The 19,837-nt window shown below is 65.9% G+C and carries 19 protein-coding genes; 12 read left to right on the top strand and 7 right to left on the bottom strand.

Going from position 1 to position 19,837, the window contains the following annotated elements:
• Positions 1–13: 13 nt before the first annotated feature.
• The 5 genes from ACQPYH_RS18215 (at position 14) to ACQPYH_RS18235 (ending at position 6,693) form a co-directional block, all read left to right on the top strand.
• Positions 14–538, top strand: a complete 525-nt coding sequence (locus ACQPYH_RS18215) for a GNAT family N-acetyltransferase (protein WP_432892764.1) — start codon at positions 14–16, stop codon at positions 536–538.
• A gap of 1 nt (position 539) precedes the next feature.
• A complete protein-coding gene (locus ACQPYH_RS18220; RefSeq protein ID WP_432892766.1) occupies positions 540–1,799 on the top strand; it encodes a lysine N(6)-hydroxylase/L-ornithine N(5)-oxygenase family protein in 1,260 nt (419 codons plus the stop codon).
• The gene (locus ACQPYH_RS18225) at positions 1,796–3,496 is read left to right on the top strand and encodes an IucA/IucC family protein (protein WP_432892768.1); all 1,701 of its coding nucleotides are present in this window, start codon (positions 1,796–1,798) and stop codon (positions 3,494–3,496) included. The genes ACQPYH_RS18220 and ACQPYH_RS18225 overlap by 4 nt, the downstream gene beginning before the upstream one ends.
• Before the next feature lie 105 nt (positions 3,497–3,601).
• The gene (locus ACQPYH_RS18230) at positions 3,602–4,645 is read left to right on the top strand and encodes a hypothetical protein (protein WP_432892770.1); all 1,044 of its coding nucleotides are present in this window, start codon (positions 3,602–3,604) and stop codon (positions 4,643–4,645) included.
• Between the two features lie 254 nt (positions 4,646–4,899).
• Complete coding sequence (locus ACQPYH_RS18235; protein WP_432892772.1) at positions 4,900–6,693, top strand: hypothetical protein; 1,794 nt, start codon at positions 4,900–4,902, stop codon at positions 6,691–6,693.
• 75 nt (positions 6,694–6,768) lie between these two features.
• Here the strand turns inward: ACQPYH_RS18235 and ACQPYH_RS18240 are convergent, their stop codons facing one another.
• Positions 6,769–6,924, bottom strand: coding sequence for a hypothetical protein (locus ACQPYH_RS18240; protein ID WP_432892774.1), 156 nt, complete (start codon positions 6,922–6,924; stop codon positions 6,769–6,771).
• Between the two features lie 594 nt (positions 6,925–7,518).
• Between ACQPYH_RS18240 and ACQPYH_RS18245 the strand changes: the two genes are divergently transcribed.
• A complete protein-coding gene (locus tag ACQPYH_RS18245) occupies positions 7,519–8,394 on the top strand; it encodes a hypothetical protein (protein WP_432892776.1) in 876 nt (291 codons plus the stop codon).
• A gap of 4 nt (positions 8,395–8,398) precedes the next feature.
• On the opposite strand, the gene ACQPYH_RS18250 is transcribed toward ACQPYH_RS18245, so the two are convergent.
• Positions 8,399–9,334, bottom strand: coding sequence for a PfkB family carbohydrate kinase (locus tag ACQPYH_RS18250; protein WP_432892778.1), 936 nt, complete (start codon positions 9,332–9,334; stop codon positions 8,399–8,401).
• A 318-nt stretch (positions 9,335–9,652) separates the two neighbouring features.
• Here ACQPYH_RS18250 and ACQPYH_RS18255 point away from each other — a divergent pair, with 318 nt between their 5' ends.
• Entirely contained in the window at positions 9,653–9,892 is a 240-nt protein-coding gene (locus tag ACQPYH_RS18255; protein WP_432892780.1) for a hypothetical protein, read from the top strand.
• A gap of 248 nt (positions 9,893–10,140) precedes the next feature.
• Here ACQPYH_RS18255 and ACQPYH_RS18260 read toward each other — a convergent pair whose 3' ends face one another.
• On the bottom strand, positions 10,141–11,667 hold the full coding sequence (locus tag ACQPYH_RS18260; RefSeq protein WP_432892782.1) for a PfkB family carbohydrate kinase: 1,527 nt from the start codon (positions 11,665–11,667) through the stop codon (positions 10,141–10,143).
• Positions 11,668–11,937: 270 nt separating this feature from the next.
• Here ACQPYH_RS18260 and ACQPYH_RS18265 point away from each other — a divergent pair, with 270 nt between their 5' ends.
• Both ACQPYH_RS18265 and ACQPYH_RS18270 read left to right on the top strand, forming a co-directional pair.
• Positions 11,938–12,606: a class I SAM-dependent methyltransferase gene (locus tag ACQPYH_RS18265; RefSeq protein WP_432892784.1), complete on the top strand. Its 669-nt coding sequence runs from the start codon at positions 11,938–11,940 to the stop codon at positions 12,604–12,606.
• Between the two features lie 161 nt (positions 12,607–12,767).
• Positions 12,768–13,199 carry a DUF805 domain-containing protein gene (locus tag ACQPYH_RS18270; RefSeq protein ID WP_432892786.1) on the top strand — a complete coding sequence of 144 codons (432 nt, stop codon included), beginning with the start codon at positions 12,768–12,770 and terminating at the stop codon, positions 13,197–13,199.
• 56 nt (positions 13,200–13,255) lie between these two features.
• Here ACQPYH_RS18270 and ACQPYH_RS18275 read toward each other — a convergent pair whose 3' ends face one another.
• Positions 13,256–14,662 (bottom strand): metallopeptidase TldD-related protein, encoded by a 1,407-nt coding sequence (locus ACQPYH_RS18275; protein WP_432892788.1) that lies wholly within the window; start codon positions 14,660–14,662, stop codon positions 13,256–13,258.
• A complete protein-coding gene (locus ACQPYH_RS18280; protein ID WP_432892790.1) occupies positions 14,659–16,170 on the bottom strand; it encodes a TldD/PmbA family protein in 1,512 nt (503 codons plus the stop codon). Before ACQPYH_RS18280 ends, ACQPYH_RS18275 begins: the two co-directional genes overlap by 4 nt.
• 266 nt (positions 16,171–16,436) lie before the next feature.
• On the opposite strand from ACQPYH_RS18280, the gene ACQPYH_RS18285 reads away from it, so the two are divergent.
• From ACQPYH_RS18285 to ACQPYH_RS18295, 3 genes are read left to right on the top strand one after another with little or no spacing between them, the layout of a single operon-like run.
• Positions 16,437–16,985 (top strand): RNA polymerase sigma factor, encoded by a 549-nt coding sequence (locus ACQPYH_RS18285; RefSeq protein WP_432892792.1) that lies wholly within the window; start codon positions 16,437–16,439, stop codon positions 16,983–16,985.
• Positions 16,982–17,638 carry a hypothetical protein gene (locus ACQPYH_RS18290; protein ID WP_432892794.1) on the top strand — a complete coding sequence of 219 codons (657 nt, stop codon included), beginning with the start codon at positions 16,982–16,984 and terminating at the stop codon, positions 17,636–17,638. Before ACQPYH_RS18285 ends, ACQPYH_RS18290 begins: the two co-directional genes overlap by 4 nt.
• 37 nt (positions 17,639–17,675) lie before the next feature.
• Positions 17,676–18,314 carry a hypothetical protein gene (locus tag ACQPYH_RS18295; protein WP_432892796.1) on the top strand — a complete coding sequence of 213 codons (639 nt, stop codon included), beginning with the start codon at positions 17,676–17,678 and terminating at the stop codon, positions 18,312–18,314.
• Here ACQPYH_RS18295 and ACQPYH_RS18300 read toward each other — a convergent pair.
• Together ACQPYH_RS18300 and ACQPYH_RS18305 are read right to left on the bottom strand one after the other, a co-directional pair.
• On the bottom strand, positions 18,311–18,991 hold the full coding sequence (locus tag ACQPYH_RS18300) for a nucleotidyltransferase domain-containing protein (protein WP_432892798.1): 681 nt from the start codon (positions 18,989–18,991) through the stop codon (positions 18,311–18,313). The two genes, ACQPYH_RS18295 and ACQPYH_RS18300, sit on opposite strands and share 4 nt — an antisense overlap.
• Positions 18,991–19,833, bottom strand: coding sequence for an alpha/beta hydrolase (locus ACQPYH_RS18305; RefSeq protein WP_432894427.1), 843 nt, complete (start codon positions 19,831–19,833; stop codon positions 18,991–18,993). The genes ACQPYH_RS18300 and ACQPYH_RS18305 overlap by 1 nt, the downstream gene beginning before the upstream one ends.
• Between the last annotated feature and the right edge of the window lie 4 nt (positions 19,834–19,837).

The following is a 19,837-nucleotide window of genomic DNA, read 5'->3' on the forward strand; positions in this document are numbered from 1 at the left end:
CGACATCCGACCTATGCTCCACCTGGACAACGGCTTCGACCTGCGACCGGCCGGCCCTTCCGACGCGGCCCGGATCGCGCTGTGGATGGCGCAGCCGCACATCCAGCAGTGGTGGCACCAGGACTGGTCGGTCGAGCGCTGGGCCCAGGAGATCACTCGGCAGACCTCGGGTGAGCACTCGATTCCCTGCGTCGCGGCCGTCGACGCGGAGGACTTCGGGTACGTCGAGCTGTACCGCGTGCGGCACGACCACCTGGCGGAGTACTACGCGAGCGACGAGCACGACTGGGGCCTCCACCTCGCCATCGGCGACATCACCCGTGTCGGGCGCGGACTCGGCCGGGGACTGATCCGGGCGGTTGCCGACGCGTTACTGCGGGCCGATCCGGCGTGCTCGCGGGTCGTGGCCGAGCCCGACGTACGGAACACCCCGTCCGTACGCGCGTTCGCCGCCGCCGGCTTCGTCCAGCAGGGCGAGCTACAGCTGCCCGACAAGACCGCACAACTGATGGTCCGCCCGCGGACCCTGGAGGCATGACATGTACGACGTGATCGCGATCGGCTGTGGGCCGTTCAACCTGGGACTCGCCGCACTGGCCTCGGAGGTGGACGACCTCGACGTTGCGGTGCTCGACAGCAGGCCGGAGTTCACCTGGCACCGGGGGCTGATGTTCGAGGACGCGATGCTGCAGGTGTCGTTCCTGGCTGACCTGGTCTCGTTGGTCGAGCCGGCGCACCACCTGTCGTTCCTGTCGTTCCTGCGTGCGACCGACCGGCTCTATCAGTTCTACGTGCGGGAGAAGTTCCATCCGACGCGGCGCGAGTACGAGACGTACCTGCGCTGGTGTGCTGCGCAGCTGGACTCACTGCACTTCGGCCACCACGTGCGTGACGTGGTCTGGGACGGCTCGTCGTTCTCGTTGACGGTCGAGCGTGGCGAGGCCGTTGAGCACTTCGAGGCTCGGCATCTGGTGGTCGGCGTCGGCACTGAGCCGTCTGTACCCGCTGCGCTGGCTGGGCTGCCTCCGGAGCGTTTCCTGCACTCGGCGGACTACCTCTTCCGCCGTCCGGATCTCCTCGCCGCCGGTCACGTCACCGTCGTGGGTTCCGGTCAGTCCGGCGCCGAGTGCACACTCGACCTGCTGCGAGCCTCCGGCCCCGCCGTCTCCTGGCTGACCCGCACCGCCGCCTTCACCCCGCTGGACTACTCCAAACTCGTCCTGGAGATGACCACCCCGTCGTACGTCGACTACTTCCACGCCCTGGACGAACCCGTCCGCGACAAGCTGGTCAAAGACCAGTGGCGCCACTACAAGGGCATCTCCTCGGAGACCCTCGAAGCCATCCACGACGAGCTCTACGCCCGCGACCTGATCGCTGCGCCGGTTGAGCTCCAGGTAGGTGTAGGCGTGCAGTCCGCGGTTGTTGGCCCCGACGGCGTAGAACTGACCATGGTGCACGCCGACACCGGCCGCACCTTCCAACACACAACAGACGTGGTCGTAGCCGCCACGGGCTACCGCAACCGGCCCCTTCCCTTCATGGACTCCCTGCAGCCCCTCCTCGACCACGACGCCTCCGGCCGCTGGATCCTCAACCGCAACCACAGCGCCTCCTCAACCACCCTCCCCGACCGAATCTTCGTAGCCAACGCCGACCTCCACTCCCACGGCGTAGCCGCCCCCGACCTAGGCCTAGGCGCCATCCGCAACGCCACCATCCTCAACACCATCACCGCCCGCGAAGTCTTCCCCCTACCAAAGACCACCGCCTTCACCACGTTCGCGATCCCCGGATGACAGACCTCTGGACGGCCTGCTCCAGGGCTCTGCTGGCCAAGCTGATCTCGCAGTTCTGCACCGAGGGATTGCTGGAGCCTGTGGACAACCGGCTGGACCTGGGGGCGGCGTCGTACACCTTTGAGGCCACACGCGGCGGCTTCGGCAGCTGGCGGGTCGATCCGACCTCGATCCGCCGTACCACGGCCGGCATCCTCGGCAACGACGAGAGTGAACCCGCGACCGACCCGATCCACTTCTTCGTCGAGGCTGCCGACGTACTGCGCCTGGACGGGTCGACAATGGCCGGGTACGTCGCCGAGCTGACGAGCACGCTGGCCGCCGACGTACGCATGGCCGCGTCCGCCGTACCTGCGGCCGACCTGCTTGACCTCCACCACAGCCGCCTCGAAGGGCACTTGACCGGGCATCCGCTTCTCGTCGCCAACAAGGGCCGGCTGGGCTTCTCCGCCGCCGACAGCCAGCGCTACGCACCCGAGGCCCGTACGCCGCTACGCCTGACCTGGCTCGCCGTACGCCGAGGCCTGGCCGAGTTCCGCGGTACGCCGGACCTCTCCGAACACGCAGTCATCGCCCGCGAACTCGACGCCTCCGTAGTACAGACCTTCCGCGCCAAGCTCGACGACCCGGACGCCTACGTCTGGCTCCCATGCCACCCCTGGCAACTCGACCACGTCATCCGCACCCAATGGGCCCGCGAACTGGCGACCGGCGAGATCGTCGTGTTGGGGGAGAGCCCCGACGAGTACCTCCCCACCCAGTCCATCCGCACGATGGTCAACATCACCAACCTGACCCGCTACCAGGTCAAGCTCCCCCTGAAAATCCTCAACACCTCCGTCTACCGAGGCATCCCCACCCACTGCACCCTCGCCGCCCCCATGCTCACCCAATGGCTCCGCGGCCTCTGGTCCCGAGACGACCTCTTCCAACAACTAGGCACCGAACTCCTAGGCGAAGTCGCCTCCGTAACCGTCCCCCACCCCCAACTCTCAACCCACCCCACCACCCCCTACCAATGGACCGAAACCCTCGGCGTCATCTACCGAGACCCCATCGACCCCCGCCTCCACGAAGGCGAATCCGTCTGGCCCCTAGCCGCAGTCCTCCACACTGGTTTCACCTCTGCCGCCATAACCCGCTCGGGTGCCGAACCACAGGCCTGGCTCAGCGCACTCCTCGGCACCCTGCTCCGACCGCTCCTCCATCTCCTCCACGAATATGGGATCACGGTCAACCCCCACGGCGAGAACCTCGCCATAATCTGCGACCCGAACGGCGTCCCTGCCCGCCTGGTCATCAAAGACCTCGTCGACGACATCAACATCTCCACCGACCCCATCGTTGCCCGCGGCCCCGAACCCGACTCCCACGCCCGAGTCCTTCCCCGCAAGCCCTGGCACATCCTCCGCCAGTACGTCGTAGACGCCCTCCTCCTCGGCGTCCTGAACCCGCTAGCCGCCCAGAACCACATCCCCGAACACCTGTTCTGGTCCCTCGCCCGCGCCGAAATAGACCTCTACACCACAACCCACCCAGAACACACCACCCGCCTGGCAGCCACCGCCCTAACCGGCGAAGCCTTCGCCCGCTACCCCCTCAACGGCTACCGCCTAACCCTCGGCTACACAGACCTCGACACCCGCCCGCCCATCCCCACGACCGGTACCATCACCAATCCCCTCCACTCAGCCTGACGCCGACCCTGCTTCGATCCGACGGGAGCGGATCGGTGAGGAGTCGCCCTGCCGATTGATGGGTAAGAGGCATCACGGGCAAGGGTGCAACGGGGGAGGCAAGCGATGAAGGCCTTGTTACTGCTGGCGTCGGACGCCCGCCGCCTGTACGCCGAGGATGTTCAAACAGTCCTGGCAGCGCCTCAAGGTTCAACCGTGATGTTCCGCTACAGCGAACGCTGGATTGCCCCGGAAGTCCTGGGCCTGGTGCAGACCGACCAGTTTCGGGAGTTGCCCGTCATCCTCGCCTTCTATCACAAGGAGACCGACGGAGGGGCGTTTGTCCTTCCGATCCGCCACGCGACAGTGGTTCGGACGACGGAGATCGCGGCGAGCTACGGTTTCGAGCTCCGCGTCGGCAGCTACGTCGATCTGAGCGAGTACGACGAGACGATGGACTCTGTTATGGCCAAGGGCAGTGACATAGTCAGTGGTCTGCCACTAAACAGCGATGGTGACACCTATCCAGCCACCGCGCTCGGAGACCAGCTTCCTGCTGTTGGACGCCCTAGCGACATCGCGAAACATTGGGGGCGTGCAGCGCGCTTGCTGGCTCTCCATCCGAGCTTCGAGAATTCATACTTCCTTCGCATCTCCCGCGTCGAGAACTCCAAAGGAAGAGAGCTACAGTTCGACGCTCGAGGGCGTCTCGCGGCGACCGGAGGAGTCTCTGTCCGGATCATCACGAGCGTCTACGGCAAGCGATATGCACCGGACGACCGGTTCCGGCTCTCGTGTAAGCCTGACGGGCCAGTCCTTCAGTCCGCATCTGCGGCGGCGTACGAGATCCGCGCAAAGCACGACTCGGTCGAGTTCTGGTTACATCCGACGGCGGAGAGCTTCGATATGTTGTCGCAAGTGACGGTCAGGTTGGCCGACGAGCAAGATCGCGCTGGACAGGTAGCCGCTGAAGTCAGACTGCTCCTTGTCGTGCGCCGTTCGCGATCCCGCGTCTTCCGCCGGTGGGTGACCGCGAGCTCTGGGGCCGTTCTCGTTGCGATGCCTGCCATCCTCGGGCCGGATTCCTCGGTTGCATTCCGGATCGGCTCCGCGTTGATCGGCGCAGGGCTCCTCGCTTTCAGTGGTGCTGTTCTCGAGACGCCGCGCTGAGAATCGCCCGCGACGCGCGAGCAACTTGCTGTCGGATGGGAGACTGGTGGGCACCGAGACAGTCCCGAGGAATGCTCACCGGATCGCCGGAGGATTCTGAAGCCATAGCTTCAAAGGTCTCGTCGACGAGAAGATCGGGTTCGCGTTCAGGAAGGCCGGCCCGGCCAACCTGCAAGGCCGCCACCAGCGCAATTCTCGAATCCATGTTGTGAGCTGACGGCGCGGTTCCGCCGCCGACACCGGAGAGGGGAACGATGAACGGTCTGCTGCTGCTCTCGTCAGATGAGCGCACCCGGTACGCCGAGGATATTCAGACCGCGATCGCACTGCCGGAAGGCGGGATCATTCAGTTCCGTTATCGGATGCGGTGGATCTCGCCGGAACTGCAGGACGAGGTGCGGGCCAACCGGGTCAACGGGCTGTCCGCGGTTCTCGGATTCGTCGGCGCGGAGCGGCAGACCTTTCCGTTCGTCCTGCCGGTTCGTTATGCGACGGTCGCCAAAACAGAGGTCGTCGCGGACATGGTCCTCTTCCAGTTGCGGGCGCGTGGCTACCCGAATCTTGACCTGTACCCCTCGTCGTTCGCCGAGATTGTCGCAATGAGCCGCGGTGTGATCGGCCAACTGAAGCGAAACTCGAAAGGAAGGTTCTATCCGGCGACATCGAACTTTCCGGCGATGCCACACGAGATCCTGGACGATGCTCCGAAGCGTTGGCTGACCACTGCGCGACTCCTTGCGCTTCATCCCACGTTCAAGGAGTCCTACTTCCTCCGGGTAGCGCCAGTAGAGAGCACCCGGCGCAAGCTGACGTTCGACGCCGAGGGCAATCTCGCGAGCGTGGACGGCGAGTCATTGCGGATCGCTACGCAGATCTTTGCCACGCACTACTCGCGTGACGGCGACTTCAGGCTGACCTGTTTGACGGACGAGACGAACCTGCGGGTTGCATCCGACAACGTTTACCACGTGGCGCTGAGGTATGACTCGATCAAGTTCTGGCTCCACCCCGCCGGCCAGAACTACGACACGTCGTCCCTTGTCAGGATCAGTGTGGCGAGCGAGAAGGCCGGCGGTCGGACGATTGCTGCGCATGTCCGCTTGCCAGTGATAGTTCGGCGATCGAGATCACGGATCATGCGGCGGTGGTCTGCGCCCGCGTTGGGGCCGTTCTGGTTGCGATGCCGACCATCCTCGGCTCAGGGGTTGAGGTGCCGATCGCAGTGCGGCTCGTGGCGGCACTGGCTGGCGCGGGACTACTCGCTGGTGGTGCGGTCTCGAGCTCGTCGAAGTAGACGGCGACGGAATGTCGCGCTTTCCAAGTCGCTCTCATTCAGATACACCGCTACACCCAGAATCACCCGGACTACACCCGGCCTCGTAGTGCGGAACGACCCCGATCCCCTTATAAAATTGACCTTGCGAATCGCTCCCGGCTGCGCCCATCATGACCGAAGATGCTCGTGCCCGACGGGTGCGAGGTCCGAGGCGAGGATGGGGGGAATCGTGACAAACTTCGCGTTGTCTATTTCTGGCGCAGAGACCGACTCTTGGCTCTCCGCGCACCTTCGCCGTCGGTTGTACGCCTACCGAGTCGCGCTGTCCGAGGAATGGTCGGAGTCCACAGTGCATCCAGCCTTTACGGATCGCGCGGACGGCCCTGCATCGGCGGGTCAATGCGGCGTCAGTTCGGCCTGGCTTCTGCATGAATTGCCTTTGCTGTTGCGGGCGCGGTCCCGGTACTGCGTGGGCGACATCCTGGTCGGCAATGAAACGCTGCAGTTCCACTGCTGGATCGAGATCGGGAACCCGGCGTCTCCCGATCGCTGGGTTATCGACCTGACCTGCGACCAGTACGAGCTGCTCTCCGACCGAGCCTTCGTCTGCGACCGACATAGCACCCTGACCGCCTTGGCCATCGAGTACAAGGCGGTGTTGCGACTCTCCGCCCGGGAACTGAAAGAGGATCCGGTCTGGCACCGCACACAACTGCTGACCAAAGGCATGAGGAGCTGGCTTGCCCGGCGCGGCGGGCCTGCCGAGATGTGATCACCAGCCGCGGCCCGCAGCCCGACGCCCGCCCGGGGTGTTCCCGGGCGGGCGTCGGACGTGCTCTGTGATCGGTCAGCCGGCCATCACAACCGCCACGTTGTAGAGCCCGTAGCAGAAGATCAGGACAACTCCCACGAGAACAAGAATCAGGAGCTGCTTCCACAGCGTCACCATGAGCACCGTGCAAGCGAGCGCGACGAGGATCGGGAGCATTTCGTGCTGATTCATGGTGGTCCTCTTTTCCTGATTCACTTCCCTTGGCTCTTGTCATTTGCCGCGCACTGACTAAGGTGGGTCGCGGCGTCCTGCGTCTGGTTACTCTTCTATAAGACCTCGCGACAATCGGTTGTCAATCCACAGGATTTGGTACTCGTCAATCCTCCTGGATTGTCTTTTCGGCAGGACAAGGTGCGTATTTGGCGACCTGCCGGCGAGCAATCGGTGATACCTGACGCATCGCATCCGTACTGCGGTCTGCCAGTTGGCAGGGGAGGATCGCCAACTGGCAGACCGCCTCGCGCGACACGAGCCAATACGTGTCGGGTTGGGAGTTGCGATGAGCAGGCAACTATCCGCTAGCATCCGAATGTGGTGAGCATCACCACCGCACGGTGACGTTGCACGCGCCGACCGATGCGTGTCACGGCACGTGCGGACCCAGGGGCGATGACAACTTCAGTGCACAGTGGCCGAACGTCTCTACCGACCTCGGCCGCGCGGGGGGCCGCGGAACTAGTCTCAGCCGACTCGATGAAGGTGCTCACGGCTGCATTGCCGTACGCCGTCCCACGCTCGCGAACCCCACGCCGTCGCCCTCGGGCGTTGACGCTTGACGATTGCAGGTCGGGCGAGCCGGCCTTCGCAGAACTGGTCGAACGTGTGGCGACCGTGTACGAGGTCCCGGTACGGGCGCTGACCGTCCGGACGCTCCTGCATCTGCCTCTGCTGGCGAGTTCGGGCGGGCGAATCCTGCAGAGCGACGTGACCGCAGAGCTGGAGCGCAATGCGGACAGGCTCGGGTCGGATTATGAGGCCATCGAACACCTTGTTCCAACGCGCGAGCACCCGCTTACGGACCTGCGATTCGAGGTTCTTCCCGATCGCGTCGCGAACCAGATCTTCAGTCGACTGCACTATCTGCGCAGCAGTCGCGACGGTTCCAGGAATTTTGCGCTCGTGGACCCGGTGCATCGACTGCCTGTAACGGTGTGCAGCGTGTCCCCGCTGGAATGGGCGCTCGTCGGCCGGCAGTTACGTGCGTCCTTCGGGATCGCGCCAGGCACGGCCTGGGACGTGTCGCGTGTGTACTCCTTCGAAGTCGCTCCCAAGAACGCCATATCCTTCCTGCTTGCGAAGGTCCGGCAGGTCATGCGAGGCGTCGAGAACGCACGAGTGCTGACCACAGCCGTTGACCCGAACCTGGCGTTCGTCGGCGCCAGTTACCGGGCGGCCAACTGGCAGCGGTGGATGTCCGTCCAGGCCAGGCCGTACTTGTACGTCGATGGCACGTATGCAAGTCCACGTCAGCTCCGACTTCGCTACGGCGGTGCGAACCTTCCACACTTGCGTGCAGCGAATCCCGGCACGCGCTTCGAGCAGAGTCGCGTGCCGCTGCTGGACTCGTGGATCTACTGCTGCCGCCTGGACGGCATCACGGAGAACATTCCCGCCGAGGTCCAGCGCCGTCTCCGTCGGTGACGGATCAGACCGTCGCCGGCCGCTGCGGTCGCAATCCCGAACGGTCCAAGAACGTGTCGATCTGTTTGCGGTCGGGCATCGACTCCGAGCGGAAGCCCGAAGCAGCGCAGGACATTGCGGCTGATGCCCAGATCGCCACCTCCGGCGAGAACTTGCGGTTGTCGTCGATCAGTTTGGCCGCCAGCCCTGCGCAGAAGGCGTCACGCGCGACTGACGTCTCCTTGTAGATCGTCGGAAAGAGGGGCACCGGAGTGGCCTCTTCAACCGGATGCGAGTAGATCGTGCAGCCGCCGTTCACCAGCAGGCAAAGAGTCTGCACGCCGAAGGTGACAAGCTTCTCGGCGACCGGCCCGGGCGTGAACGGGACCTGTGCCGGTGCGAAAGGCCCCAGTTCCCAAGGGTGGGCGACCAAGTAGTCGATCCGGCCGAACGTTTGAGGGCTGATGCGCTCGTCCGTGTAGGGCTGGCCGGGGGTGACGATCACCAGCGGGCGATTGTCAGGCTCCCGATGAGCGAGGGCAAGTGTTCGCTCCATTGTCACCCGGGGCATTTCGAAGGTCGTCATGAGAACGTCGCACCCGACCAAATCGCCGGCTCGATCTTCCATGTCCCGCTGGGACAGGAAGACCTCGCCCTGATTGCGCCAGTTGACCGCGATGCTGTCACCCATCTCCCTTTCGAACACCCCTGTGAACGGCGTGTTGGCGCCGTGGACGCGTTTGACCAGGGAGGTGTCGACGCCTTCCGACTCGAGGTGCTCGAGGATGTCGTCGCCGAAACGGTCGTCGGCCACCGCCGCGACAAGCGAGGACTTCAGACCCAGCCGCGCGCACGCTATCGCTTGCGTTAGCGCCTTACCACCTGGTGAGAGACTGAAGTCGTAGGCCTCGCTCGAAGTCTCGGGCGCAGGCAAAGACTTGATGCGGAACGTCGCGTCCATCACTGCGCCACCTACCACCACGACCTGCCGGACTGGAGGCGTCGCATCGGTCGGCGTGGTCGGCCGCGTGGTGACTGTTCTGGCTCCACTCGAGTGACCGTCCGGCCGGACGAGCTGCTTGGCTAGTTCGCGCAGTACCTCGGGCTCCGTCGTACCGCGGAGGGCTCGGTCGCCGGGTGCCTCCGGGGCCGTGAGATCGAGCGCATCGTGCAGCCTGGTCCAACTGTTCAGGAGGACCAGGCGCCGCCGACCGAGCGCGGCGTGATACAGCGAGCGAGTGGTTCGAGGATCGATGCCGGCGCTCGTGTAGGTGTGTTCGTGCAGGCCGAGTGCGAGGATCGCGTCTGCGACGATCTGCTGGGTCCCATGCAGCTGGTCGCGAACGGTTGTGACGACGAGGCTGAACGCAGCCGCCGCCAGTTCGAGATCGCGGACATTGCCGAAGCGGGTGCTCGCGAGGTCGAGCAACGGGGTGGTTGTGTTGACCCGGCCGGCATGGACGCGAGCGGGCGTAAGGCCATCGTGCGTGCGGAGCTTTTCGAGCACGCCCACGAGTAACAAGGCATTCGTCGGTAAGCCGTCGCTTCTGACTGTCATCAACCCCCACCTGCCTTGATCAACCGGTCGTCAGACTGCCTATGCGGTGAGCAGAGTGTGCCAGCAGCTCTCGGACGAGGCGAGGGCAGGCTGGCAAATCACCAGTTGGCTATACCCGTGCAACCGGTCGGCCTCCGCAATAGTTATCCATCTGGCTGATGGCGACTGTCGCGGAGCCCCGATGCCGGAAGTATTCCCAGCGATGGTTGTCATGAGTCCTCCTGCGTACTGATTTGGCGATATTTCTCGTCGACGGTGGCGCGGCGGGGATGGGACTGGGCTTGGTGGTAGTTCTCGGCGAAGCTGGCCATGGCGGCGGCCGCCCAGCGAATGGTGCGTTCGGTGAGCGAGATGTCTTCTATCAACCGGGCTGCGAGGGCCGCGCAGAAGGAGTCTCGGGTGATCGAGGACTCCCTCAGGACCGAAGGAGGGGCGGGAATCTGCTCCTGGCGCTTGCCTCGTTCGTAGATGGTGCCGCCGCGGTCGACCAAGAGGCAGAGTGAGCGGAGGCCGAGGCTCAGGAGATCGTCGCTGAGGAGTTGAGGGTCGTACCTCGACTCTTCGGCGAAACCGAAGCCTTCGAGTTCCCAGAGGTGGGCGACCAGGTAGTCGATCTGCTTCAGCACCGGGCTGAGGAGGTGGCCGTCCGCATAAGGCTGACCTGGCGTGACGATGACAACTGGCTTGTTCGGCGCTGAGCTGACCAGACTGAGGGTGTGCCGCAGGACGTACTGCGGCACTTCGAAGGTCAGCAGCAGGACGTCGCATGAAGTGATCGTGTCAGCGTGCTGGTCGATGGCGGAGATGTCGAGCTCCACACCGTCACGCCAGACCGCGGCCGAGCTATTGCCCGCAGGGAGCTCGAAGATTCCGGTGGCCGGAGTCCGGATGGTGTCGTTGCGAGAATTATGCTCGATTCGCCTCAGCAGCGATGTGTCGACGCCTTCGCGCTGGAGGTAGGACTCGATGTCCTTCCCGTCGTCGTCAGGCGCGATCGCCGCAATCAGTGAGACATCGAGATTCAGGCGTGCGGCAGCGACTGCCTGGCTGAGGCCCCTACCGCCAGGCGACCGGCTGTAGCTCATGGCCATCGTGGACGTAGCCATTTCGGGTACTGACCTGATCCGCCAGATGTGGTCGATGGCGGCGCCGCCGACGACGACGACCTTCCCGGTCGCCGAAGAATCGACAGGCGCCGCGATCGGGTCGACCAGCGGCTCGGTCAGCTGAATCGTCGGAGTCGGATTCAGCAGCAGCGCAGCGAGGCGCGCGAAGACTTCACTTTCCGTGCGACCGCGGAGCGTGTGTTCATCCGGTGGGTTCGAAGCAGGCGGTACGCCGTGGGCATGGTGGAGCGCATCCCAGTGCTGGACAAGAGCACTTCGGCGTTCCTGCAGGCCGCCGAGGTGGAACGCGTGAATTGCTCGTTTCGATATGTGGTGGGACTTGTACCTGTCGAGGTAGATGCCGAGTTTGAGAATGGCGTCGGCGATGATGCGATCGGTGACGGCCTCCAGCTCCTGGATCTGTTCGACGATGACTTCGATCGCGGCCTCGGCAGGCTTGTTTCCACTGCGAACTGCCTGATTCTGCACTACGGGCAGGCGCAGGAGCTGCTGAGCCACGCGTGAGGTCTGCAGGTGCTGGGCCGTCAGTCCGTCGAACCGTCTCGAAGACTCGAAGACAGGGACCAGGTAGGTGGCCTCGGTCGGTCCTTGGAGCAAGTGGTCGGACATGCGTCCCCCAACGCAGTTGGTCAGCAATTTCAGTATGCGGGTGGGGGTCGAGTGACGCTGGGTTGTCAGCGCGTCGTTGCAAGCACTTGATTCAGGCGGGGGAGCTGCGGGCCCTGGCTCGGATGGTTGCAGTAGGCAAGCGGAAGGTTGTGGGTAAGGCTGTGGATAAGGGGAACGGATTCTCGGGCGGGTGCGTCTACTCGTAGTTCTGACGTAGGCTGCTGCGGTCTGTCGATCGGCCAGGTCGGTGGGGCGAACACGGGGAGCAAGATGAACACTGGGCATGTGGAGCTTGCGAGGGCTCAGCAGGAGCGTTGGGAGTCGGCGTACGTGCGGCGTCCGCAGTTGCATGGGGTGGAGCCCTCGGCGGCGGCGGAGCGGGCGGCTGAGGTGTTTGGTGCCGCGGGCATCGATGATGTGCTGGAGCTGGGGGCGGGGCACGGGAGAGATGCGCTTTTCCTGGCCAGGCAGGGATTCAGCGTGCACGCCACCGATTTCAGCGAGGCGGCGCTCGATCAGTTGCGGCACGAGGCGCAGCGGGAAGGGCTCGACGATCGGGTGACGGCGGCGTTGCACGACGTACGGGATCCGTTGCCGCCGGCCGATGCGACGGTCAACGCGGTGTTCGCGAATCTCCTGCTGAACATGGCGTTCTCGCCGTCCGAGCTGCGGTCGCTGGTCGCGGAGATCCACCGGGTTCTCTGCCCTGGCGGGCTTTTCGTGTACGCCGTGTGGTCGACAGCCGACTCCTGCTCGCAGTACTGGCGTCAGTTGGAGGACGGACTGGCGATGCACGACGGCTTCGTCGGGCGGTTCTTCGACGAGTCACTGGTGACCGAGCTGGCCGAGGAATGGCGGCTCGACGAGACGACGCCGTACGACGAAGGACAGCGGCGGATGTGGCGGGTCACCATGACCAAACCCGTGCAGGAAAGCTGAAGCCGGCTCTAGGTGTTCCGGTTCCGAACAGGTGAAGTTGCCTGCCGCACCGGCGTGCCAGATTGCGGTGTGGTCACCAAAGCGAAAAGTTGCATTGACGAACCCGACCGGTTCCGACAGGCTCGGTCCGCGTCTCACCTTCGACCATCGGAGATACAGCAATGCAGTGGTACATCGACGTTCTGAAGAAGTACGCCGTGTTCGACGGCCGGGCCCGCCGCAAAGAGTACTGGATGTTCGTGCTCTTCAACGTGATCGCTTCGATCATCCTCTCCATCCTGGACAGGATCCTCGGGCTCGACTTCGGCGGCTCGAGCAGCTCGTCCGGCTGGCTGTCGACGATCTACAGCCTGGCGGTGCTGCTGCCCACGATCGGTGTGGCGATCCGGCGCATGCACGACACCGGGCGTTCCGGCTGGTGGATCCTGATCAACCTGATCCCGTGTGTCGGGTGGATCTGGTTCATCGTCCTGGCTGCCCAGGAGGGCAACGCCGGTGACAACGCGTACGGTCCGGACCCGAAGGCGGCCGAGCGCGGCATGGGCTTCGGTGGGCCGAGTGGTCCGGCGGAGCCGGGTTACCCGACCGTCTGATCCAGACACAGCAGAAGGCCCCCGCGACGACAGGTCGCGGGGGCCTTCTGCGTCTATCAGTTGGCCTGGCTGACGCTCGACATGTTGAAGTCGGGCACGAGCAGCGGCGGCGTCGCCGTCCGCGAGAAGTAGTCGCCCCATTCCCTCGAGTACGACGGAACCGTGGCGCCCGCACTGGTGAACCGGGCGAGCAGATCGACCGGGCTCTCGTTGAACCGGAAGTTGTTGACCGCGCCCGTCACCTCGCCGCCCTCGACCAGGTAGACGCCGTCGCGGGTCAGGCCGGTCAGCAGCAGCGTCTGCGGGTCGACCATCCGGATGTACCAGAGGCAAGTCACCAGCAGACCGTTGTCGAGCCCGGCGACCAGATCGTCGGTCGAGCCGGCGCCGCCGTCGACGGACACGACGTAGTTCGCGATGTCGGGCGTCGCCTCCGGTACGCCGATCAGCTCCGCCGTATGGCGGCTCGTCATCAGGTGTTCGAGCTTGCCGCCCCGGATCCAGTCCGTCGCCTGCAAGGTCAGCCCGTTGTCGAACACGCTCGACGAGCCGCCCGACGACCGGGCCACCGCGAACGCGAACGCCTCGAGCCCGGCCAGCGCCGGGTCGGAGTGCATGCTGACCGGCTGCTGCGACAGGGTGTCGCCGATCCGCGTGCCGCCGCCGGACTTCGAGAACACGGTCTGACCGTCGAAGGCGTCGCGGCCGTCGAGCTGCCAGTACAGGTACGTCATCAGGTCGGCGACTGCAGCCGGCGGCAGGACCGTCGGGTGCCGGCCGGCGTCGACCGAGACCGTCCGGCTCGCCCAGCCCAGCCGTCGGGTGAGCTCGGCGTCGAGCGCGAGCGCGTCGACGTCGGTGAAGTCGCGGGTGGCCGTGCCGACCCAGGCCGAGTGGCTGAGGTCGGCGTTCTTGCCGGTCGAGGAGACGTACCCGCGGGGGAGCGCCTGGCGCAGCCTCAGTCCGGTCGACGAACCGACGTACAGCGTGACGACCTCGTGGTTGGCGAACCCGTACAGCCGGCGCCGCTCGAGGTCGGCCTGTTTGAGCGACTCGCCGAGCGACGGCGCGAACTTCTCGTACACGCCGACCGTGGTCTCCTCGGGCTCGAGGTCCCAGTCCGCGCCGACGGTGCCGTCCACGAGCGGGCGGGCGTCCTCGGCCGGTCCCGCCGAACGGGCGGTCGCGATGGCGGCGGAGACGATCTCGCGTAACGAGTCCTCGGTGACGGACGAGCGGCCGATGACGCCGGCTGCCGTACCCTCGCCGGAGCCGACAGTGGCGATCACGGTCACGCTCGATCCGCGCATCGCGCCGTTCGTGGTCAGGGTGTTGTTGGCCCAGCGCAGGTTCGTGCTGGAGGTCTCGGAGACGAGTACGACGCACCCGTCGGCGCCCTCGGCCGCGGCCAGGGCCAGGCCCTGCTCGACGGTGTCCTGCGGAGTGAGCTGTACGGCGGTCACCGGCCGGCCTCCTGCGTGGTGTTGAGAATGCGGACGCTGCGGAACAGCGCGGACGGGCAGCCGTGGGTGACCGCGCCGGACTGCGGCGGCTCGGCCTTGCCGCAGTTCAGCGCGCCGCCGAGGAGGTAGGTCTGCGGGCCGCCGACGGCCTCCATCGAGCCCCAGAAGTCGGTGGTGGTCGCCTGGTAGGCCACGTCGCGGAGCTGGCCGACGATCTTGCCGTCGACGATCTTGTAGAACCGCTGCCCGGTGAACTGGAAGTTGTACCGCTGCATGTCGATCGACCAGGACTTGTCGCCGACGATGTAGATCCCGTTCTTGACCCGGCTGATCAGCTCGTCGGTGGAGGGGCCGTTCGCGGCCGGCTGGAGCGAGACGTTGGCCATCCGCTGGATCGGGATGTGGCCGGACGAGTCGGCGTACGCGCACCCGTTGGAGCGCGGCGTGCCGAGCAGGTCCGCGTTCTTCTTCGCCATCCGGCGGTCGACCTGGTACCCGACGAGGATGCCGTCCTTGACCAGGTCCCACTGCTGGCCGGCGACACCCTCGTCGTCGTACCCGACGGTGGACAGGCCGTGCTCGACGGTGCGGTCGCCGGTGACGTGCATGACCGGCGAGCCGTACTTCAGCGTGCCGAGCTTGTCGGTGGTGGCGAAGCTGGTGCCGGCGTAGTTCGCCTCGTAGCCGAGAGCGCGGTCCAGCTCGGTGGCGTGGCCGATCGACTCGTGGATGGTCAGCCAGAGGTTCGTCGGGTCGATGACGACGTCGTAGTCGCCGGCTTCGACCGTCGGTGCGGCGAGCTTCTCCGCGAGCCAGCCGGGGATCTGGGCGAGCTCTTCGTCCCAGTTCCACCCGGTGCCGGTCATGTACTCCCAGCCGCGGCCGGCCGGCGGGGCGCAGGTCGACATCGAGTCGAACCGGTCCTCGGCGACGGCGTGGGCGGTGATGTTCGGGCCGATGCGGACGCGCTGCTGGGTGTACGACGTGCCGGCGGTGTTCGCGTAGTACTTGCACTCGTGGATGGTCGCGACGTGGACGCTCACGTGGGCGACGCCGTCGGCCTTGAGGAGGCGGTCGCTGTAGTCGGTGAGCAGCGCGACCTTGTCGGCGCGCGGGACGGTGAACGGGTCGATCTCGTACGACGAGAGCCAGGTGACGTCGTCGTACACGGGCTCGTCGGCGAGCTCGATCGTCTCGGCGTTGATCGGGCGGGAGACCTGCGCCATGTTCACGGCCTGCTCGGCGACGCGGACCGCTTCGTCCTCGGTCAGCGCGACGCCGGCGGCGAATCCCCACGTGCCGTCGTGGATCACGCGGACGGCGAGGCCGAGGTCCTCGTCGTCGTTCGCGCTCTCCAGGACGCTGTCGCGCAAGGCGATGGACTCGGACCGGATCCGCTCCAGCCGGAACTCGGCGTACGTCGCGCCGAGGTCGCGGGCACGCTGGAGCGCCGCTTGGGCGAGTTCATGACGGGGGAGGGCGAGGAAGCTCGCGTCGACTTCAGGCACGGTGTCGACCTTATACACGGAACCGGACAAAGCCCGGCGGTGTAGCAACAATGACAAGAAACCGCCTCGCTCCGCTCGGCGGGCTGGGTGAGGGGCCCGGCTCCCGAGCGGGGTGTGGGGCCTCGCTCCGCTCGGCAGGTGGGGTGAGGGCCTCGCTCGGCGGGTGGATGGAGGTGCTCCGGTGGGCGAGGTGTGGGTGACCCGGTTGCTGGGTTGGGTTGGATGTCTCGCTTCGCGGGGTGGGCGGGGCTTGGTGGACAGGAGGCGTGATCGAGGTCGGTGGCGAGGCTGAGGTTCTGGCTCGGGTGCGGGGTGGGGAATCTGCTGCGTACGGCGAGTTGGTGGATCGGCATGCCCGGATTGCGAAGCGGACGGCGGTGTTTCTGGGGGCCGGGGCTGATGCGGATGATGTGGTGCAGGAGGCGTTTGTTAAGGCTTACAAAGGGTTGGGCGGGTTCCGGGAGGGGGCTGCGTTCAGGCCCTGGTTGTTGCGGATTGTTGCTAACGAGACCCGGAACGCGGTTCGGGCGCGGGGGCGGCGAGCGCGGCGAGAGGAGTTGGCGGCACCGCTGGATGTGGTGCTGGACCCGGCTGACGCAGCAGTGTCGCTGGAGCGGCGGACTGAGCTGCTGGACGCCGTAAGGAAGCTCCCGGAGCCGATGCGGCTAGTGGTGACGTGCAGGTACCTGCTGGATCTGGACGAGCAGGAGACCTCCGTAGTACTCGGCTGGCCCCGCGGCACGGTCAAATCACGCCTGCATCGCGCGCTGGGAAGACTCCGCAACGCCCTACCGGACAAGGAGGTGCAGCGATGAGCCTCGAAGACGAACTGCGGGCCGTCGGACGCTCTGCGGTCGTACCTCCGGTTGACGACACCCTGACAGCCACAGTGCTCACACGCGTAGCAGACATCCCAGTGCGGAAGCGCCTGCGCGACAGATGGCGTACGTTCCTCGCCGGCTTCCTCGTACTGCTGGCCGGCCTCGCGCTGACCCCACCAGTACGGGCGACCGTCGCAGAGTGGTTGCGCATCGGCGGAGTCCAGGCGCAGCCCGTGGGCAGCGGTCCGAGTACTGCGCCTCCAGTGCCCACTGTCGCGGGACACCTGTCGTTGGAGCAGGCCGCACAGGTCGCCGGCTTCACTCCAGCTCTTCCGAAGGAGCTGGGTCCGCCGACCGGTGTCGAGGCGTCGAAGGGGTTCATAGCAACCAGCTGGACCGGTGTGCGGTTGGAGCAGTTCCAGTCAGGCATCGAGCCCCTCTACCTCAAGCGGTACTACGGCAGCCTCGAATACGTGGACCAGATCGACGCCTTCTGGTTCAAGACCCCACACGACCTCGTGCTGGTTGACAATCGCGTCGTACGCATCGCCGGACCCACTCTGGTCTGGGAGCGCAACGGCGTGACGTTCCGCCTCGAGGGCGCGGACAAGACACGGGCAATAACCCTGGCGAGCGGAACCTCCTGACAACCGGCGGTGTATCCACCGTGAAAGGAGACCCGCCATGATCCGTCGTACGCTCGCACTGGCCGCAGCACTGCTCGGACTAACAGCCTTCACCGCACTTCCGGCTCACGCAGGAGGTCCCACCAGCGTCCTGCTCAGCGCACCGCCGCACGTGGCCGCCGTCGGCTACGACGACGAGCGGTACTACGACCTGCAGAACCTGATCCAGGGCCAGCCGAAGGCCGACCCCGGGAGCGACGTCCACAGCGTCGGCAAGTTCGTGCGTGCGACCTGGCTGATCCACGACATGACCGTATGGCGGGTCGACATCATCTACCCGGACGCACCCGGCGGCCCGTGGATCTCCACGGAGGAGTTCACCACCGACACCATGCCGGCCAAGCCGACCAAGCCGACCTGGCACCGAGCCGCAGATCCGTCCCGCCTGCTCGAGGTGCTCAGAACCTTCAAGCTCCTCGACGGCAAGTTCGACGGCGGCCCCACCCTGGACGACGGCTACTCAGTAGCTGACGCGCCCGTCACCACGCCGGCACCCGCACCCGCTCAGGCCCAAACGCAGACGACCAACGTCTTCACCGGCTGGCGCTGGATCATCCCCGGCGTCCTCATCGGCGCAGCCGTCGCAGTCGTTGCCGTCCGCCTCTTCCCCAAGCGCCGCTGGGAGCTGATCGACTAGAGCTTCGCCGCTAGCTCGAAGCCCGCGAACAGCCTCCCGCCATACAAGGCAAGGATGTGGTCCACGGCAACGACCAGCCGGTCGTCCTCTGCCCGTACGCCGTCCATCAACGCCGCAGCCTGTGCATCGTCGTACGCCGCAACCTCCCGCAGCAGACCCTTGCCGGTGCCGGACCAGCGCCCAGCACCGGTCAGCAACAGCCGCGCCGCGTCCTGCCACAGCACCGAAGCGATCGCCAGCCGCACGTCACCGGACGCATCCGACAGGTCGTCGATCAGATTGGTGATCGTGTAGCGCAGCAGGTCCAGCTCGCCCGCGGACAACGGCTTAGGCCCAGCAGCCACCTCAGCCAGGTACTCCTGCTGCAACCGCGCCCCACACCCATCGGTGTCCAGCAGTACGACGGACTCGCCGACGAGCCGCATCATGGTCGGCTGGCGTCGCTCCTGGTCCTTGTCGGCGAAATAGCGCAGCGACTTCTCGGTGTGCACAAACAGCTCGACCGGCCACCCGGCGTACTCCAGCGACTTCCGCATCGGCGCCGGGGGACCGTCCAGCAGCACAGTGATGTCCAGGTCGGACGTACTACTCGCGTCACCGCGCGCCACACTGCCGCCGAGCCAGGCGGCTCGAGCATCCGGATACAGCTCCTGTACAAGTTGGCGTGCGGCGTCCATCAGGACAGTGTCAGCCAACGCAGCAGTTCGCGGTACGCATTTGTCGGCGGGATGTGACCGCCCACGTAGTACTTGCGTTCCGCGTGCGGCATCGCGGCGGCCAGGATGTCGACGGACTTGCCGGCGCGTTCGTCGTCCGAGCCGTGCCACAGGCTGACGGGGACGCGGATGTCGCCCAGCGAGAAGCCCCAAGGCGTAGCGAAGGCCACATGGTCGTCCAGCCAGCCGTCGTGGCTGGTGACGAAGGTCGCAGTCAGCCGCGCCATCGCCTCCGAACTCTCCCGAGCCGGCGGACCGGGGACCTCTCCTGGTTGAGGTGGAATCTCCGGACCGCCCGCCTCGACCGCGGCCATGATCGTCCGGGCTGTCTCCTCGAAACCCGGCCGGAGGTCGCCGTGCACGGCGAGCCACGAGGTGCGATTGCGGCGTGGGTCGGCGAGTTCCTCCTCCTCGGTCGGCTCCGGACCGTCCACGATCGGCGGCGCGTTGCTGCCGATCACCGCGCATCGCGTCACCCGGTCGGGCAACAGCGCGGCACACGCCAACGCATGCGGTCCGCCACCGGAGCCACCCGTGATTGCGAAGCGATCCCAGCCCAGCGCATCGGCCACCGCAACCGCGTCCTCGACCGCAGACGCCACAGTGCGCCCAGCCCATCGCGTCGACCCGCCGTAGCCGGGACGGTCAGGGCTGGCCACCCGCAGACCGGATGACTCGATCGCCGCCAACGCGTCCGGCCGCTTCCAGCGTGTTGACGGCGTACCCCCGAAGGACACTGCCGGCAGCCCGTCCTCGGCGCCGTGAATGCTGTAGAGAATCATCCGGTTGCCGACCCGCACCATGTCG

This window comes from Kribbella sp. CA-245084 (genome assembly GCF_050942355.1).
Classification (GTDB): domain Bacteria; phylum Actinomycetota; class Actinomycetes; order Propionibacteriales; family Kribbellaceae; genus Kribbella.

Bases quoted from the DNA above. Each gene is read 5' to 3' on its own strand.
- ACQPYH_RS18295 (WP_432892796.1), top strand. From the start codon at position 17,676: ATGATCCGTCGTACGCTCGCACTGGCCGCAGCACTGCTCGGACTAACA.
- ACQPYH_RS18225 (WP_432892768.1), top strand. From the start codon at position 1,796: ATGACAGACCTCTGGACGGCCTGCTCCAGGGCTCTGCTGGCCAAGCTG.
- ACQPYH_RS18260 (WP_432892782.1), bottom strand. From the start codon at position 11,667: ATGTCCGACCACTTGCTCCAAGGACCGACCGAGGCCACCTACCTGGTC.
- ACQPYH_RS18220 (WP_432892766.1), top strand. From the start codon at position 540: ATGTACGACGTGATCGCGATCGGCTGTGGGCCGTTCAACCTGGGACTC.
- ACQPYH_RS18230 (WP_432892770.1), top strand. From the start codon at position 3,602: ATGAAGGCCTTGTTACTGCTGGCGTCGGACGCCCGCCGCCTGTACGCC.
- ACQPYH_RS18265 (WP_432892784.1), top strand. From the start codon at position 11,938: ATGAACACTGGGCATGTGGAGCTTGCGAGGGCTCAGCAGGAGCGTTGG.
- ACQPYH_RS18305 (WP_432894427.1), bottom strand. From the start codon at position 19,833: ATGGTGCGGGTCGGCAACCGGATGATTCTCTACAGCATTCACGGCGCC.
- ACQPYH_RS18300 (WP_432892798.1), bottom strand. From the start codon at position 18,991: ATGGACGCCGCACGCCAACTTGTACAGGAGCTGTATCCGGATGCTCGA.
- ACQPYH_RS18215 (WP_432892764.1), top strand. From the start codon at position 14: ATGCTCCACCTGGACAACGGCTTCGACCTGCGACCGGCCGGCCCTTCC.
- ACQPYH_RS18290 (WP_432892794.1), top strand. From the start codon at position 16,982: ATGAGCCTCGAAGACGAACTGCGGGCCGTCGGACGCTCTGCGGTCGTA.
- ACQPYH_RS18250 (WP_432892778.1), bottom strand. From the start codon at position 9,334: ATGGACGCGACGTTCCGCATCAAGTCTTTGCCTGCGCCCGAGACTTCG.
- ACQPYH_RS18235 (WP_432892772.1), top strand. From the start codon at position 4,900: ATGAACGGTCTGCTGCTGCTCTCGTCAGATGAGCGCACCCGGTACGCC.
- ACQPYH_RS18270 (WP_432892786.1), top strand. From the start codon at position 12,768: ATGCAGTGGTACATCGACGTTCTGAAGAAGTACGCCGTGTTCGACGGC.
- ACQPYH_RS18240 (WP_432892774.1), bottom strand. From the start codon at position 6,924: ATGAATCAGCACGAAATGCTCCCGATCCTCGTCGCGCTCGCTTGCACG.